General features: G+C 70.4%; 12 protein-coding genes. 4 read left to right on the top strand and 8 right to left on the bottom strand.

The annotated features are described in order from the left end of the window. Positions 1–5 precede the first annotated feature (5 nt). Positions 6–665 carry a histidine phosphatase family protein gene (locus tag ACQB60_RS38850; protein WP_496930797.1) on the bottom strand — a complete coding sequence of 220 codons (660 nt, stop codon included), beginning with the start codon at positions 663–665 and terminating at the stop codon, positions 6–8. Between the two features lie 46 nt (positions 666–711). Beyond that, entirely contained in the window at positions 712–2,322 is a 1,611-nt protein-coding gene (locus ACQB60_RS38845) for an ABC-F family ATP-binding cassette domain-containing protein (protein WP_496930796.1), read from the bottom strand. Between the two features lie 115 nt (positions 2,323–2,437). Between ACQB60_RS38845 and ACQB60_RS38840 the strand changes: the two genes are divergently transcribed. Next, complete coding sequence (locus ACQB60_RS38840; RefSeq protein WP_496930795.1) at positions 2,438–3,061, top strand: TetR/AcrR family transcriptional regulator; 624 nt, start codon at positions 2,438–2,440, stop codon at positions 3,059–3,061. A 127-nt stretch (positions 3,062–3,188) separates the two neighbouring features. On the opposite strand, the gene ACQB60_RS38835 is transcribed toward ACQB60_RS38840, so the two are convergent. Continuing rightward, positions 3,189–3,794, bottom strand: a complete 606-nt coding sequence (locus ACQB60_RS38835) for a YdbC family protein (RefSeq protein ID WP_384838653.1) — start codon at positions 3,792–3,794, stop codon at positions 3,189–3,191. A gap of 202 nt (positions 3,795–3,996) precedes the next feature. Here ACQB60_RS38835 and ACQB60_RS38830 point away from each other — a divergent pair, with 202 nt between their 5' ends. Beyond that, positions 3,997–4,524, top strand: coding sequence for a TerD family protein (locus ACQB60_RS38830; protein ID WP_496930794.1), 528 nt, complete (start codon positions 3,997–3,999; stop codon positions 4,522–4,524). Positions 4,525–4,632: 108 nt separating this feature from the next. Here ACQB60_RS38830 and ACQB60_RS38825 read toward each other — a convergent pair whose 3' ends face one another. Both ACQB60_RS38825 and nrdR read right to left on the bottom strand, forming a co-directional pair. Further along, entirely contained in the window at positions 4,633–7,530 is a 2,898-nt protein-coding gene (locus ACQB60_RS38825) for a vitamin B12-dependent ribonucleotide reductase (RefSeq protein WP_496930793.1), read from the bottom strand. Positions 7,531–7,662: 132 nt separating this feature from the next. Continuing rightward, a complete protein-coding gene (gene nrdR / locus ACQB60_RS38820) occupies positions 7,663–8,208 on the bottom strand; it encodes a transcriptional regulator NrdR (RefSeq protein WP_496930792.1) in 546 nt (181 codons plus the stop codon). A 494-nt stretch (positions 8,209–8,702) separates the two neighbouring features. Here nrdR and lexA point away from each other — a divergent pair, with 494 nt between their 5' ends. Continuing rightward, positions 8,703–9,488, top strand: a complete 786-nt coding sequence (gene lexA, locus ACQB60_RS38815; protein ID WP_384838668.1) for a transcriptional repressor LexA — start codon at positions 8,703–8,705, stop codon at positions 9,486–9,488. A 64-nt stretch (positions 9,489–9,552) separates the two neighbouring features. Here lexA and ACQB60_RS38810 read toward each other — a convergent pair whose 3' ends face one another. Beyond that, positions 9,553–11,556 carry an ATP-dependent DNA helicase gene (locus ACQB60_RS38810; RefSeq protein WP_496930791.1) on the bottom strand — a complete coding sequence of 668 codons (2,004 nt, stop codon included), beginning with the start codon at positions 11,554–11,556 and terminating at the stop codon, positions 9,553–9,555. 588 nt (positions 11,557–12,144) lie between these two features. Between ACQB60_RS38810 and ACQB60_RS38805 the strand changes: the two genes are divergently transcribed. After that, positions 12,145–13,374 (top strand): IS110 family RNA-guided transposase, encoded by a 1,230-nt coding sequence (locus ACQB60_RS38805; protein WP_496930848.1) that lies wholly within the window; start codon positions 12,145–12,147, stop codon positions 13,372–13,374. A 49-nt stretch (positions 13,375–13,423) separates the two neighbouring features. On the opposite strand, the gene ACQB60_RS38800 is transcribed toward ACQB60_RS38805, so the two are convergent. Then, positions 13,424–15,253, bottom strand: a complete 1,830-nt coding sequence (locus ACQB60_RS38800; RefSeq protein WP_496930790.1) for an IucA/IucC family protein — start codon at positions 15,251–15,253, stop codon at positions 13,424–13,426. A gap of 62 nt (positions 15,254–15,315) precedes the next feature. Beyond that, a complete protein-coding gene (locus ACQB60_RS38795; RefSeq protein WP_496930789.1) occupies positions 15,316–16,122 on the bottom strand; it encodes a GNAT family N-acetyltransferase in 807 nt (268 codons plus the stop codon). Positions 16,123–16,198 lie beyond the last annotated feature (76 nt).

Genomic DNA, 16,198 nt, shown 5'->3' with positions numbered 1-16,198 from the left:
CCACTCTAACCGGTGATCCCATAAGGCTCCGGTTCACGCCAGCGCTCGAACGGCCGGTCCAGGCTGTACTTGCCGTCCTCCCCGAGCCGCAGCGTCCGCATCTCCCCGTTGCCCGGATTGGACAGCGACTCGAAGTCGGCGACCGTCCAGTGGAACCACCGCATGCAGAACAGCCGCATCGTCAGCCCATGGGTCACAAGCAGCACGTTCGGTGGGTGATCCGGGGCCTCGAAGCTGCGGTACAGGCTCTCCAGGAACGCCCCGACCCGGTCGTACACATCGGCTCCCGACTCGCCCTGGGCGAAGCGGTAGAAGAAGTGCCCGTACGCGTCCCGGTACGCCTTCTGAAGCCGGACGTCGTCCCGGTCCTGCCAGTTGCCCCAGTCCTGCTCGCGCAGCCGCGGCTCCTCCCTGATCCGCACCTGCTCGGGGTCGAGCCGCAGCGCCCGGAACGTCTCGTGGGTGCGCCGGTACGGCGAGACGTACACGCTGACCCGCTCGCGGCCGACCACCTCGCGCAGCCGCTTGCCCGTCTCGGCGGCCTGGCGCCAGCCCGTCTCGGTGAGCGCGAGGGCGTGGTCGGGCTCGCGCTCGTACACGGTGTCGTCGGCGTTTCCCTCCGACTCACCGTGCCGGACAAGGAAGATCCGCCGCGGTCGTGCCATGCCAAAACCCTAGATCGACCCCGCACAGGTCGGCTCATCGGGCCGGTCAGTCGAGCAGCCGCCCCGACTCCATCCGGCGTATTCGCCCGGTGAAGCGGCGCCGCAGCGACCGGTCGTGGGAGACGACCACGAGCGCGCCGGTCCACTGCTCGAGGGCGTCCTCCAGCTCCTCGACCAGGCCGAGCGCCAGGTGGTTGGCCGGCTCGTCGAGCAGCAGCAGATCGGCGGGGCGGGCCAGGAGGCGGGCGAGGGCCAGCCTGCGGCGCTGCCCGGCGGAGAGGGAGCCCACCGGCACGTGGAGGTCGCGGGGCCGGAAGAGGCCGTACGAGAGCAGCAGTTCGGCCGCCTCCTCCTCGGTGAGTGCGAGGCTCCTGCCGAAGGCGGCCAGGACCCTCTCGGCAGGGTGGTTGACCGCGATCTCCTGGGCCAGGTGCCCGATGCGGCCGCGGCGGACCACCGTGCCCTCGTCCGGCTCCGTCAGTCCTGTCATGGTCCGCAGCAGGGTCGACTTGCCCGCTCCGTTGCCCCCGTGGATCAGCAGCTTCTCGCCCGCCGACACGGTCAGCTCCGGCACCGACAGGCGGTCCCCGACGCGCACGTCCCGCAGGGACACCAGCTCCCCCTCGACCGCCCCCGCCACCGGCCGGGCCACGAAGCGCAACGGCACGGGCGGACGCGGAACGGGCTGCTCCCGCAGGCGCCGCAGCCGCTCCTGGGCGTTGCGCACCCGGCCCGCGACGGACGCCTGCACCCGGCCGCCCGCCCGGTCGTACGCCATTTTGTTGTTGTCCTTCATGCCACGGCCGCCCGCGACGGCGTGGGCCGTGGTCACCGTGAACTCCTCGAGCCGCGCCGTCTCCTCGCACCACTCCGCGTACGCCTGCTCCCAGCGCCGCCGGGCCGCCGCCCGCTCGGCGACCAGGGTGGGGTAGCCGCCGCCGTACCGCACGACGGTGCGCCGGGCGTCGTCGACCTCGAGGATCGTGGTGGCGACGCGCTCCAGGAACGTGCGGTCGTGCGAGACGGCGATCACCGTGCCGTGGTGGGCGACGAGGGCCTCTTCGAGCCAGTCGAGCGCGCCCTCGTCCAGGTGGTTCGTCGGCTCGTCCAGGAACATCACCTCGGGGGCCGCGGCGATGAGGCAGGCGAGCCCGAGGCGGGCCTGCTCGCCGCCGGAGAGGCTGCCGAGGACCCGGTCCCTGTCGATGTGTCCGAGGCCGAGTCCGTGCATGGCCTTGTCCACGCGCGCGTCCGCCTCGTACCCGCCGCGCAGCTCGAAGGCCGTGAGCAGGTCCCCGTACTCCGCGAGGGTCCGCTCGGTGGCCGTGCCCAGGCCCGCCTCCAGGGCGCGCAACGCGTCTTCCATGGTGCGCAGTTCGGCGAGGGCCGTGTCGATGGCGTCACTGACGAGGCGGTCGGCGGGGAGCTGCGGAGTCTGCGCGAGCAGCCCCGAACCGCCCTCGGCGACGGTCACGACCTCCCCCTCGTCGGGCCGCTCCATACCCGCAAGGAGGTGCAGCAGCGTCGACTTCCCCGCGCCGTTCTCCCCCACCACCCCGATGCGCTCGCCCGGGCGCACCGCGAGCGACACCCCGTCGAGCAGCAGCCGCTCACCGCGGGCCTTGGTCACGCCGTGCAAAGAGATCTGAGTAGGCAAAGGGCACCCCCGAATCCGTACTGGACCCACCGTCAAACGCAACTCAAGTCGCATTACGACGAGTCTGACACGACCGGCTCGCTAATGCAACAGCTGTAGCGATAGATTGTTGACCATGACGGAGTCCACGCCACCCACCCCGCCCCCCGGCACCCGCCGCCCCGGCGGCCGCACGGCCCGCACCCGCGCCGCCGTCCGCGACGCCGTACTCAGCGGACTCGCCGACCACGGCTACCCCGGCCTCACCGTCGAGTACGTGGCCGACCACTCGGGCGTCCACAAGACCACGCTGTACCGCCGCTGGGGCAGCCTCGAAGGGCTGGTCGCCGACGCGCTCGACCTGGCCGGCGAGGACACCTGGACCCCGCCCGACACCGGGAGCCTGGAGGGCGATCTGCGCGCCCTCGCCCACGAGGTCGTCGACGCGTTCACCGACGAAGCCGCGGCCGCCGCCCCCACCGCCTTCATCGGGGCGGCCTTCCAGTCCGAGCGCGCCGAGCAGGCCCTGCGCACCTTCTACGCGGAGCGGTTCACGCGCTGCGAGGCCGTCGTGGCGCGCGCCGTGGCGCGCGGCGAGGCGGCGGCGGACGTGGACGCGGGGGCGCTCGTCCGGGCCGTGTCGGCACCGCTGATGCTCCGCCTCTTCATCACCCGGGAGCCGATCGACGGCGAACTCGCCGACCAGGCGGCCGCGGCGGCCCTGGCGGCGACGCGCGCGGGAGCCTTCACCCGGCACTGAGCGACCGGCGTGCGCCGGCCCGCGGCGTCGCAGGCCCCGAAAAAGAGGGCACGGCACACGATCCACAGAGGGGGCGCGGCACGCGATCCGCAGAAGGGGCGCGGGACACGATCCGCAGAAGGGCGCGTCACACGATCCAGGAAGGCTCCAGCTCCACGATGTCACCGGCGAGCGCCGCCACATCGGCCTCCGTCTGCGCCCGCAGGGCGAGCCGCTCCACGCGCTCGACGCGGTACTTGCCGTGCTCGGCGGCGGACTGCCACATCGAGAGCACCAGGAACTCATGCTCGGCCGCCTCGCCGAACAGCCCCCGCACCATGCCCGGAGAGCCCGCCATCGCGGGGTTCCAGACCTTCTCCTGCATGAGCACGAAGTGCTCCACGCGCGCCTCCCGGACCCGGCAGTGCGCGACCCGCACCACGTCCGCGTCCGTGAAGCGCGGCTCGAACCCCGTCTTCACGTCGAAGCGGTGGTCGAAGAGCTTGACCTGCATGTCCTTGAAGGTGCGCGCCTGAGCGGCGGCGAGCCGGTCGTGCGAGCGGGCCATGAAGGAGTCGTAGAAGGCGCGGTTCTCCCAGAAGGCGAAGACGTGCGCCACACCCGGCCGCCCTCTGCTCCACCCCCCGCCCTGCCCCCGGAATCCCGGCTCCCCCAGAAGCCCCGCCCACTTCCGCTGCCCCCGCTCGAACCCCCGGCGGTCCACCACGTTGCAGCGAATCCACTTGACCAGCACCGCGCCATCGTACGGCCCTGAACGTGGCGCGGGTCACGCTCCGGCGGAGTGCACCCGGATCAGCGTTCCCCCGCTGTCGCCACCCCGTTCGATCCTGCACTCCTGGTCGACGGCATCACGCAACTCCCCTTTCTGCTCACGTCAGTCCAAGGACGTAGCGTGTCTCAAGGAGAGCAACGACGGGACGACAAGGGGGAGTTCGATGAGCAGCGTCAGAAAGGGATCCCGCAAGGTCGAGGTCGGGTTGAAGTGGGACCCGAGTCCGATCGGTGAGCCGCCCCACGACCTCGACATCATCGCCGCGACCTACACCGCCGACGATCCGCACGGCAGCCCCGCCTATCTCGTGCACTTCGACAGCCGCTCCCCCGACGGCACGATCGTCCTGAACCGGGACAGCAGGACGGGCCAGGGCTTCGGCTTCGACGAGGTCATGACCCTGGAGCTGGACCGGCTCGACGCACGGTACGCGCGCGTGGTGGTCGGCGTGCTGATACAGCAGCCCGCGACGCTCAAGGTCTTCGCCGACGTGCCGAGCACGGCAGTACGCATCCGCGACGAGTACGCCGAGCTGGTCCACCACGACTTCGCCGAGGTCGCCGGGTGCACGGCGGCCACGGTCGCGGAGTTCACCCGGCGGCCGACGGGCGAGTGGGCCTTCCGCGAGGTGCTGCGCGGCTTCGCAGCGGACCCCTCGGCCTTCGCCGCGGCCATGGGCTCGGCGCTCTGACCGACAGCTTGCGCCGGCCGACAGCGCCGCACCGGCCGACAGCACGGAGCGGCGGGACCCGTCCGGGTCCCGCCGCTCCTCAGCTCACGCCCTCAGCGGGCGGTCGGCTCAGCTGCAGCCGCTGGTCGAGCCGCAGCCCTCGCAGATGTAGCAGGAGCCCGCGCGCTGCATCTTCGTACCGCAGGAGAAGCACAGCGGCGCGTCGGCCTGGATGCCCAGCTGCATCTCGACGAGCTCGGCGCTGGTGTGCGCCTGCTGCGGGGCCGCCTTGGCCGGCTCCGCCTCGGCCTTCGGCGCGGCGACCGCCTTCAGGGACTCGGTCTGCCGCGGGGCGGACTGGGCCAGGCCCTCGACGTCCACCTCGTCGTCGGCGGGCTCGTAGGAGCCCGTCTCCAGGTGGCGCTGACGCTCCTCGGCGGAGTGGATGCCGAGCGCGGAGCGCGTCTCGAAGGGCAGGAAGTCCAGCGCCAGGCGGCGGAAGATGTAGTCGACGATCGACTGCGCCATCCGCACGTCCGGGTCGTCCGTCATGCCGGCCGGCTCGAAGCGCATGTTCGTGAACTTCGAGACGTACGTCTCCAGGGGCACGCCGTACTGCAGGCCGACGGAGACGGCGATGGAGAAGGCGTCCATCATGCCCGCGAGGGTCGAGCCCTGCTTGGACATCTTCAGGAAGACCTCGCCCAGACCGTCGTCCGGGTAGGAGTTGGCGGTCATGTAGCCCTCGGCGCCGCCCACCGTGAAGGAGGTGGTGATGCCGGGACGGCCCTTCGGGAGGCGCTTGCGGACCGGGCGGTACTCGACCACCTTCTCGACCGCGGCACGGATCTCGCCCTCGGCCTTCTCGGCGATCTCGGCCTTCTCCTCTTCCTTCTTCTTGGCGGAGAGGGGCTGGCCGACCTTGCAGTTGTCGCGGTAGATGGCGAGCGCCTTGACGCCCATCTTCCACGCCTCGAAGTAGACCTCTTCGACGTCCTCGACGGTGGCGGTCTCCGGGAGGTTGACCGTCTTGGAGAGGGCGCCCGAGATCCACGGCTGGATCGCGGCCATCATGCGGACGTGGCCCATCGCGGAGATGGAGCGCTCGCCCATGGCGCAGTCGAAGACCTCGTAGTGCTCGGTCTTGAGGCCGGGGGCGTCGATCACATTGCCGTTGTCGGCGATGTGGGCGACGATCGCCTCGATCTGCTCCTCCTGGTAGCCGAGGCGACGCAGGGCCTGCGGCACGGTGCCGTTGACGATCTGCATCGAGCCGCCGCCGACGAGCTTCTTGAACTTGACCAGGGCGAGGTCGGGCTCCAGGCCCGTGGTGTCGCAGGACATCGCGAGACCGATGGTGCCGGTCGGGGCGATGACCGACGCCTGGGAGTTGCGGAAGCCGTTCTTCTCGCCGAGGCGGAGCACGTCCTGCCAGGCTTCGGTGGCCGCGGCCCAGACCGGGGTGTCCAGGTCGTCGATGCGGACGGCCGCGGTGTTGGCGTCGGCGTGCTGCTTCATGACGCGCTTGTGCGGCGTGGCGTTGCGGGCATAGCCGTCGTACGGGCCGACGACCGCGGCCAGTTCGGCGGAGCGCTTGTACGAGGTGCCGGTCATGAGCGACGTGATGGCACCGGCGAGGGAGCGGCCGCCGTCCGAGTCGTACGCGTGGCCGGTGGCCATCAGCAGGGCGCCGAGGTTGGCGTAGCCGATGCCCAGCTGACGGAAGGCGCGGGTGTTCTCGCCGATCTTCTGGGTCGGGAAGTCCGCGAAGCAGATGGAGATGTCCATCGCGGTGATGACCAGCTCGACGACCTTGGCGAAGCGCTCGGACTCGAAGGACTGGTTGCCCTTGCCGTCGTCCTTGAGGAACTTCATCAGGTTCAGCGAGGCGAGGTTGCAGGACGTGTTGTCCAGGTGCATGTACTCGCTGCACGGGTTCGAGCCGTTGATGCGGCCGGACTCCGGGCAGGTGTGCCAGGCGTTGATGGTGTCGTCGTACTGGATGCCGGGGTCGGCACAGGCCCAGGCGGCCTCGGCCATCTTGCGGAAGAGGCCCTTGGCGTCGACCTCTTCGATGACGTCACCGGTCATGCGGGCGCGCAGGCCGAACTTGGAGCCGGCCTCGACGGCCTTCATGAACTCGTCGTTCACGCGCACCGAGTTGTTGGCGTTCTGGTACTGGACGGACGTGATGTCGTCGCCGCCCAGGTCCATGTCGAAGCCCGCGTCGCGCAGGGCGCGGATCTTCTCCTCTTCCTTGACCTTGGTCTCGATGAAGCCCTCGATGTCGGGGTGGTCGACGTCGAGGATGACCATCTTGGCGGCACGCCGGGTGGCGCCACCGGACTTGATCGTTCCTGCAGAGGCGTCGGCACCACGCATGAAGGAGACGGGGCCGGAGGCGTTGCCGCCGGAGGAGAGGAGCTCCTTGGAGGAGCGGATCCGGGAGAGGTTCAGGCCGGCGCCGGAGCCGCCCTTGAAGATCATGCCCTCTTCCTTGTACCAGTCGAGGATCGACTCCATGGAGTCGTCGACGGACAGGATGAAGCAGGCCGAGACCTGCTGCGGCTGCGGCGTGCCGACGTTGAACCACACCGGCGAGTTGAAGCTGAAGACCTGGTGCAGGAGGGCGTACGCCAGCTCGTGCTCGAAGATCTCCGCGTCGGCGGGCGAGGCGAAGTAGCTGTTGTCCTCGCCGGCCTTGCGGTACGTCTTCACGATGCGGTCGATCAGCTGCTTGAGGCCGGTCTCGCGCTGCGGGGTACCGACGGCCCCGCGGAAGTACTTGCTGGTGACGATGTTGACCGCGTTCACCGACCAGAAGTCGGGGAACTCGACGCCACGCTGCTCGAAGTTGACCGAGCCGTCGCGCCAGTTGGTCATGACGACGTCACGGCGCTCCCAGGCCACCTCGTCGTACGGATGCACGCCGGGCGTCGTGTGGATGCGCTCGATACGCAGACCCTTGCTGGCCTTGGATCCCTTGGCGCGGGAACCTCGTGCCGGGCCGCTCGTCGTCTCGGTCATGCCGCCTCCCTGTATCAGGCTAAAACGCCCTGAAGTGCCACGTTCTTCCCGTGGCACGGTGTGTGTCTGATGCTGCGCGGCCCACAAGGGCGCACAGCAGGTCTGGATCGCCGCCGAACGGTCGGTAGCCGGTCAGTCGGCGGCGGTGGCGGGCACCGGGACTTCGACAGTCCCTCCGGGCCCGCTGTCATGCGCGTCCCGCTCCCCGGACGCGTCGTGCGGCACCTGTTCGGGCCGCTGTTCCCTCAGCTCCCCGATGGCAGCTTCGAAGTCTTCGAGTGAATTGAACGCCCGGTACACGGACGCGAAGCGCAGGTAGGCGACGAGGTCGAGCTCCTGCAGCGGACCGAGTATGGCCAGGCCCACGTCGTGGGTGGTCAGCTCGGCGCTTCCGGTGGCACGCACCGCCTCCTCGACCCGCTGGCCGAGCTGCGCGAGCGCGTCCTCGGTCACCGGCCGCCCCTGGCACGCCTTGCGCACGCCGTTGATGACCTTCGTACGGCTGAAGGGCTCGGTCACGCCACTGCGCTTGACCACCATCAGCGAGCACGTCTCCACAGTCGTGAAACGACGGGAGCAGTCCGGGCACTGACGGCGCCTGCGGATCGACGTTCCGTCGTCCGTGGTGCGGCTGTCGACTACGCGGCTGTCGGGGTGCCTGCAGAAGGGGCAGTGCATGGAACTCCCAACCCTCCTTCACGGCACGACTCGTAGGCTCCACCGGGCCCTTGGGGCCCTCGAAGCAGCCCCAAGCATAGGCGATGGCCGAGGTCCCGAAGGACCGGGGACCACAACTTCTGGGCTGCTGTTGCAATCCAACCACTAGATCTGGGGTTTGGCCGTAAATTCGACGCCATCGCGTGTCGCGCCGCCGCGCACCGCGGGGAGCGGAAGGGCACCCGTCGTCGCCGCACGGAGCGAGGGCCGATGCCAGGTTGACGGAGCAACGAATGGCACACTGGGGACCCCACTGGAGGGGGTCTCGACCCCGGCGGTGAAGCGTACCGTAATGAACCGAATTGCCATTCGGTCCGAGCGCCAGCCATACACCCAGGCACATGATCACGTCAGGCAATCTGCGATTTTTCACTCGAACGTGTGTTTGGCGCAACCTTTCGAAAGCAACTACCGTTGGCTAGCTAGGGAGAACATCGCGAGAGGGGCCGACCGACGTGACCACCACCGCAGACAGCGCCACCATCACTGCCCAGGACCGTTCCCAGGGCCGACTCGAGCCGGTGCATGCCATGAATGACGCAGCCACGAACCCGGAGGGGCCCAAGCCCACGCGCTCCCTGCCCGGTCGACCTCCAGGCATCCGCGCCGACAGCTCGGGACTCACGGACCGCCAGCGGAGGGTCATCGAAGTCATCCGCGACTCCGTCCAGCGGCGCGGCTACCCACCGTCGATGCGGGAGATCGGGCAGGCGGTCGGCCTCTCCAGCACCTCCTCGGTGGCCCACCAGCTGATGGCGCTCGAGCGCAAGGGCTTCCTGCGCCGCGACCCGCACCGCCCGCGCGCCTACGAGGTGCGCGGCTCGGACCAGCCCAGTACGCAGCCCACGGACACGACGGGCAAGCCGGCCGCTTCGTACGTCCCGCTGGTCGGCCGCATCGCCGCCGGTGGCCCGATCCTCGCCGAGGAGTCCGTCGAGGATGTGTTCCCCCTCCCCCGGCAGCTGGTCGGTGACGGCGAGCTCTTCGTCTTGAAGGTCGTCGGTGACTCGATGATCGAGGCCGCGATCTGCGACGGGGACTGGGTCACGGTCCGCCGCCAGCCCGTCGCGGAGAACGGGGACATCGTCGCCGCGATGCTCGACGGCGAGGCGACGGTGAAGCGGTTCAAGCGCGAGGACGGGCACGTGTGGCTGCTGCCTCACAATGCCGCGTACCAGCCGATCCCCGGTGACGAGGCGACGATCCTCGGCAAGGTGGTGGCGGTGCTGCGGCGGGTGTGAGCCTTCCGCCCATGACCGGGCCCCGGGACCAACTGCGCCGGTTCCGGGGCCTGACTTTTGCCTGCTACGCCTCCTGGGCCTGCGCTTCCTTGGCCTGCGCCGCCGCGTCGATCGCGGCCAGGGAGCGGCGGACCTGATTGCGGTCCGTCGTGTACCAGAACTCGGGCAGGGAGGCGCGGAGATAGCTGCCGTAGCGCGCCGTCGCCAGGCGGGGGTCCAGGACCGCGACCACACCGCGGTCGCCCGACGCCCGGACGAGACGGCCCGCGCCCTGTGCCATCAGCAGGGCGGCGTGGGTCGCCGCGACGGCCATGAAGCCATTGCCGCCCGCCTCGTCCACCGCCTTCTGCCGTGCGCTCATCAGCGGGTCGTCGGGGCGCGGGAACGGGATCTTGTCCATGACCACCAACTGGCAGCTGGGGCCCGGCACATCGACGCCCTGCCAGAGCGAGAGCGTCCCGAAGAGGCAGGTCTTCGCGTCGGCCGCGAAGCTCTTGATCAGCTCACCGAGGGTCTCCTCGCCCTGGAGCAGGATCGGCATGTCGAGGCGGCCTCGCAGCTCCTCCGCCGCGGCCTGGGCGGCGCGCATGGAGGAGAACAGGCCGAGCGTGCGACCGCCCGCGGCCTCGATCAGCTCGGCCAGCTCATCGGTCATGTCGCCGCGTGTCCCCTCACGCCCCGGGCGGGAGAGGTGCTGCGCCACGTACAGGATTCCCTGCTTGCGGTAGTCGAAGGGGGAGCCGACGTCGAGGCCCTTCCAGACCGGGGAGTCCTCCGCCTGCGTGCCCTCGGGGGCGAGGCCCAGGGACGCCCCCACCCCGTTGAAATCGCCGCCCAGCTTGAGGGTGGCGGAGGTGAGGACCACGGAGCGGTCCGTGAAGAGCTTCTCGCGCAGCAGGCCCGATACGGACATGGGGGCGACGCGCAGGGAGACCCCGCCCTGGCGGTACGCGGAGCCGCCACGGGATTCCTCGTACCAGACGACGTCCCACTCCGAGCCGTTCGTGATCCGCTCCGCCACGTCGTGGATCGTCTCCACCGAGGCGAGGGCCTGCTTGCGGACCGCGTCCTCGTCCTGCACCGACTTGTCGCGGGTGGCACCGATCGCCGAGATCACCGTGCGTGCGGCGTCCCGCAGGGCCATCAAGGCGTACCCGAGGTCCTCGGGGATCTCTTCGAGGCGGCCCGGCAGGGCCAGCTCCATCAGCCGCTCGAAGCCCTCGGCGGCGGTCTGGAGCTGGTCGGCCGCCTTCTCGTTGACCAGCTTCGCGGAGCGGCGGACCGCTCGGTTCACCTGGCCCGGGGTGAGCTCGCCGGTGGCCACGCCCGTGACGCGGGAGACCAGCTCGTGGGCCTCGTCCACGATCAGGACCTCGTGCTGCGGGAGGACCGGGGCGCCCTCGATGGCGTCGATGGCGAGCAGCGCGTGGTTGGTGACGACGACCTCGGCGAGCTTGGCACGCTCGCGGGCCATCTCGGCGAAGCACTCCGCGCCGTACGCGCACTTGGAGGCGCCCAGGCACTCGCGGGACGAGACGGAGACCTGCCCCCAGGCGCGGTCGGAGACGCCCGGGGTGAGGTCGTCCCGGTCGCCCGTCTCGGTCTCGTCCGCCCAGTCGCGCATGCGCAGCAGGTCCTGGCCGAGCTTGCTGGTGGGCGCGGCCGCCTCGAACTGGTCGAAGAGGCCCTCCTCCTCTTCCTGCGGCACGCCCTCATGGAGGCGGTGCAGACACAGATAGTTCGACCGGCCCTTGAGCATGGCGAACTGGGGGCGGCGGCGCAGCAGCGGGTGCAGCGCGTCCACCGTTCGTGGCAGGTCCCGCTCGACGAGCTGGCGCTGGAGGGCGAGGGTGGCCGTCGCGACCACTACCCGCTCCCCGTGCGCCAGGGCGGGCACGAGATAGCCGAGGGACTTGCCCGTGCCGGTGCCCGCCTGGACGAGCAGGTGCGAACCGTCGTCGATCGCCTCGGCGACGGTCTCGGCCATGGTCACCTGGCCAGGGCGCTCCGTGCCGCCGACGGCCTCGACGGCGGCGTGCAGGAGATCGGGGAGAGAGGGCTTCGTCATAGGCGGACCACCCTAATCCGTGGGTAAGACAGTGCCGGACGAGAGCAGAGTTCGTTACGGGCTGTTCGAGCAGTGGGACCGCGACGCTCATGACCACCCGGGCATGCGATGCCTCACCGTAGATCGGTGCGCGGTCCTGGTGTTCTTGGTGGGGGTCGCGTGGGCACCGGGCGGATGCCTCCTCTACGCCTGGCTGTGAAGCCTCTCGCCAGACCGTGCGGCGCCCGGCGCCCTCGCGGCCGCTACCACAACAGTGTTGGTGCTCGTCGGCGCTGGACGGACGTCTTCCTCCTTCCAGACCCGAAGGTCTCAACGTAGGCCGGCGCCGCCCAGGGCCGTCGAGCGTCAACACCCGCCCCCTTGATCCCTCGTTGGTGTAGTGGTGCGAGCCCGCCCCACGGTGACCCCTTGAGACGCCCGAGCCATCTGAGCTCCTGCATAGACCGGGGCCCGCGGGTCGAGCTGGTTCCACGAACGGCTACTGAGGTGTCGGACCGGCCCCTGTGCCGAGTCCTTGGATTAGGGAGCCGCGTGGTCCCGTATGCGCTCGTGACCAGCACGTATCTGTCTCATTGGGGAGGGAAAGCCTTGATCTACTGCGGTATCGACTGGGCGGAACGGACGCACGACATTGCTCTGGTCGACGACTCCGGCCGGTTACTCGCCAAACGGCACATCACCGACGACGCAGCCGGCTACAAGCTCCTGCTCGACCTACTCACCGAGCACGGCGACACCGAGCAGAACCCGATCCCAGTCGCCGTCGAGACCTCCCGCGGCCTGCTCGTGGCCGTGCTGCGCCAGGGCAAGCGCAAGGTGTTCGCCATCAACCCAATGGCCGCCTCCCGTTACCGCGACCGCCACGCCGTCTCCCGAAAGAAGTCCGACCCCGGCGACGCCCTGGTCCTGGCGAACATCCTGCGCACAGACATGGCCATGCACCGGCCCCTGCCCAACGACAGCGATCTGGCTCGCGCCATCGCCGTACTTGCCCGCGCCCAGCAGGACGCCACCTGGAACCGGCAGACCATCGCCAACCAGCTTCGCTCCCTGCTCCGCGAGTTCTACCCGTCAGTCCTGGAAGCTGTCGCGACCTGGTCCAACGGCCTGTGCCGCCCCGAAACCCGCGAACTGCTCCGCCTCGCCCCCACACCGACCCGGGCCGCACGGCTGACCCGCACACAGCTGGAGGCCGCGCTCAAGCGGGCCGGCCGCAAGCGGGGCATCACGGCCGAGGCAGAGCGCCTCCGTGACGCCTTCCGGGCCGACTACGCCCACCAGCCGACGCTGGTCGAAGACGCACTGGGCAAGCAAATGCTCGCCCTCCTCGTCCAGTTGGAAGCCGCCTGCACCGCCGCCGACGACCTCAGCGAAGCGGTTGAAGAGGCTTTCCCTCAGCACCCGGACGCTGAGATCGTCCTCAGCTTCCCGGGCCTCGGCGTCCAGCTCGGCGCCCGGGTGCTGGCCGAGATCGGAGACGACAAGGCCCGGTTCGCCGACGCCCGTGGGCTGAAGGCGTACGCGGGCTCCTCACCCGTTACCAGGGCCTCCGGCAAGAAGTCGTCGATCACACGTCGGTGGGTGAAGAACGACCGGCTCAACCACGCTGGATACCTGTGGGCATTCTCAGCGATCACCGCCTCACCCGGCGCCAAGGCGCACTATCGGCGCCGTCGGGATGAGCACGGCGACTGGCACGCCGCCGCCCAGCGGAACCTCTTCAATCGCATGATCGGCCAGCTCTACTACTGCCTTCAGAGGCGCGAGCTGTTCGATGAAGCGACCGCGTTTCCTACCGTTCTCGCTGCTGCTGCTTGACACCTTGAGCCCCTGAGGTGTCTACGGTGCGCCACTGACAGTCCCGCGATCACGGCTGGTGGAGGGGGTTGGGGACGGTGCCGTGCACGGCGGCGTGGGGGCGTCGGGGGCGGTCGCGGTAGCCGTCGAGGTGGAGCCGGTTGCGGTTCAGGCAGAGCCGCTCGATGCGCGGCACCAGCAGGTCGAACATCTCGAACCGGTCCTTCAGATGCGGGTGGCGCGCCTGGTGGCGGAGGATCTCGGCGCGGACGGCGGACCAGAAGTCGGCCTCGCGGACGCCCAGTTGCTCCTCGCAGAGCGGGGCGAGGTAGCGGAAGACGCCCACGAAGAGCCCGGAGTGGATGAACTGGGTGAGGAAGGAGGGCGGCTCGGTGAGGAGGACCTCGCGCACGTCGTCCGGCATGGTGGCGTGCTCGGGCAGGGGCTCGGCGCTGACGTTCACGTCGTCGACGAAGTCCTTCACGGCGAGCCGGACGGGCACGTCCTTGTCGTCGAACACCACGATGGCGTTCTCTCCGTGCGGGGAGAACACGGTGCCGTACTGGTAAAGGAAGTGCAGCAGCGGGGGCAGCAGGGCGGCGAACAGGCGGCGCAGCCAGACCAGGGGCGCGAGGCCCGAGCGCTCGACGAGTTCGGTGATGAAGGCCCTGCCGTCCGGGTCGCTGTGCTGGAGCGAGGCGAGGGTGCGGGCGCGCTCTCCTGGGGCGAGATAGCGGGTGACGGGCTCGCGCCAGATCGCGCCGAGCAACTCCTTGTACTGGTACGGGACTTCGGGGAGGCCGTCGTACAGGGGGTGTTCGACGGCCACGGAGGCGACCTCTCCGAGGAGGATCACCCCGCATTCGCGCAAGAAGGGGTCGCTGTCGCGCAGGGCGTGCATCCAGGCGGTGACGGCGGGGGCGGCGAGGGTCCGCTCGATGGGGAGGCCGCGCCACACGAGGGTGTTGAGGACGGACAGGGGCAGCTTGACGGTGTGCCGGTCCGGGCGTGCGGTGTTCAGGAAGGTGCGGATGGACTGCTGGGGCAGCCGGGTGTCGCCGTCGGTGGGGAGCGGGACGATGACCCCGGCGGCCACGGAGGGGGCGAAGAGGGGCAGCACGATCTCGTCCCACTGCCAGGGGTGCACCGGCAGGTAGAGGTAATTTCGCGGGTCGGCGCCCCGCGCGCGGAGTATGGCTTCGAACGACTCCCTTGTGGCGGCTGTCAGTTCACGGGCATAGAGCTTGTCCGGGCTGTCGAGGGCGGCCACGCCGCGGTAGTCGGCGAGGTCGGTGTGGACCGCGATCCAGGGGAGCGCCACTTCGGTGCCCGACTCCGGCGCCCAGCGTGCGGTGTCGCTCGCAGAGAAGCCGAGACGTCCCTTGTTGAGGACGAGCCAGGGGTGACCCACCTGGCGGCCTTCGAGTTCGGCGTAATCGAGGTCGGCGAGCCGGGCCGCGGAGAGGGCCGCGTGGTCCAGGCGGGCATCGGCGGCGAGGGTGACGGTGAGCTCGCGGATGAGGTGGCCGAGCGTGGCGCCGTCGAGGCCCAGGGTGCGGCGGGCGAGCGTGAGGAAGCGGAGCGGGTCGGTGAAGGGCCGCGGCGGTGCGCCGCCCTCGGCGAGGGCGAGGCCGGCCGGGTCCACGTACCAACTGCCGTACGAGCCACGGCGGGCGCGGAAGGTGAGCGTGGGGGCCTCACCTTCCGCGCCGTCGAGGCGCAGGGCGTACCCGCCCCGGGCGTCGGCGGTGGGCTGGACGATCTCCTCGTACGCGAACTCCGCGATCATCTTCGCGAGCAGACGGCGTTCGGCGCGCGCCCAGCCGTCCTGGGAGAGCTCGGGCGGGTCGTAGAGCACGGACGGCTCTCGGGAAGTCGGGGTGGCGGGGGGCTGCGGCACGGGGACTCCTCGGGAGGGAGGGAACCGGATCAGATCGAGCTTCGTTACAGACTGTGACCGGGTCAGAGCACGGCGCGCAGGGCCCGGTCGCGGACCATGAGCGCGGCTCGCTTGTCCGGGAGATCCACTTCGGCGGAGAAGCGGAAGCCGGCGCTCAGAAAGGCGGAGACGGAGGGGGTGTTGCGCAGGTCGGGTTCGGCGATGACCCGCGCGCAGGCGGGACGGTGGTCGAGGGCCAGGTCGGCGACGACCCGCAGGAGTGAACTGCCGAGGCCACGGCCGCGGTTGGCGACACCGCCGATGAGGAGGTGGATCCCGGTGTCGTGCGGGCGGGCCGGGTAGTGGCGGGCCAGCGGGTCCAGGTCGGCGCGGTAGATCTCCCAGTAGCTCATCGGCGTGCCGTCCAGCACGCCGAGGCAGGGCACGCTGCGTCCGTCGCCGTCGAGTTGGGTGCGGAGGTGGCCCTCGGTGACCGTGTCGGGGCCTTCGAGCTGCCAGAAGGCCGCCACGGCCGGGTCGTTCATCCAGCGGCTGATGAGCGGGAGGTCCCGCTCGACGCGTACGGGGACGAGCTGGAAGACGCCGACCGGGGTGGTGGCCGGTCCCCAGTCGGCGATGTCGCCGAGCAGGTCGCCGCCGGAGGAGGCGGGCCGCGCCCGGGGGGCGGGTCCGGCGGAGGGGCGCGGTGCGGCCGTGGCCTCGGCGGCGAGCAGGGCGACGAGCTCGTCGGGCAGGCGCAGGTCGAGGGTGTCCTGGCCGTCCGAGCCGCCCTGCTCGGAGTCGTCGCGGGCGTCGGCGGTGGCCGGGGGTGCTCCGGCGCCGGTGGCGGTTTCGGTTCCGGCGTCGGTGCTCGCGTCGGTGGGAGGCACGGGGTCGCTCCTGTCAGAGGCGTGGACGGTGGTGGAAGGGGTGGGGCAGGGGCCTCGGGACGGAGGGCGGGCCGTG

Origin of the sequence: Streptomyces odontotermitis, assembly GCF_050510915.1 — a bacterium.
In the GTDB taxonomy this organism is placed as follows: Bacteria; Actinomycetota; Actinomycetes; order Streptomycetales; family Streptomycetaceae; genus Streptomyces.
This window is presented reverse-complemented; position numbering and strand designations above follow the sequence as displayed.

Excerpts from the sequence above, each read along its gene's own strand:
- ACQB60_RS38850 (WP_496930797.1), bottom strand. The coding sequence starts at position 665 with ATGGCACGACCGCGGCGGATCTTCCTTGTCCGGCACGGTGAGTCGGAG.
- ACQB60_RS38840 (WP_496930795.1), top strand. The coding sequence starts at position 2,438 with ATGACGGAGTCCACGCCACCCACCCCGCCCCCCGGCACCCGCCGCCCC.
- ACQB60_RS38830 (WP_496930794.1), top strand. The coding sequence starts at position 3,997 with ATGAGCAGCGTCAGAAAGGGATCCCGCAAGGTCGAGGTCGGGTTGAAG.
- ACQB60_RS38825 (WP_496930793.1), bottom strand. The coding sequence starts at position 7,530 with ATGACCGAGACGACGAGCGGCCCGGCACGAGGTTCCCGCGCCAAGGGA.
- nrdR (WP_496930792.1), bottom strand. The coding sequence starts at position 8,208 with ATGCACTGCCCCTTCTGCAGGCACCCCGACAGCCGCGTAGTCGACAGC.
- ACQB60_RS38810 (WP_496930791.1), bottom strand. The coding sequence starts at position 11,556 with ATGACGAAGCCCTCTCTCCCCGATCTCCTGCACGCCGCCGTCGAGGCC.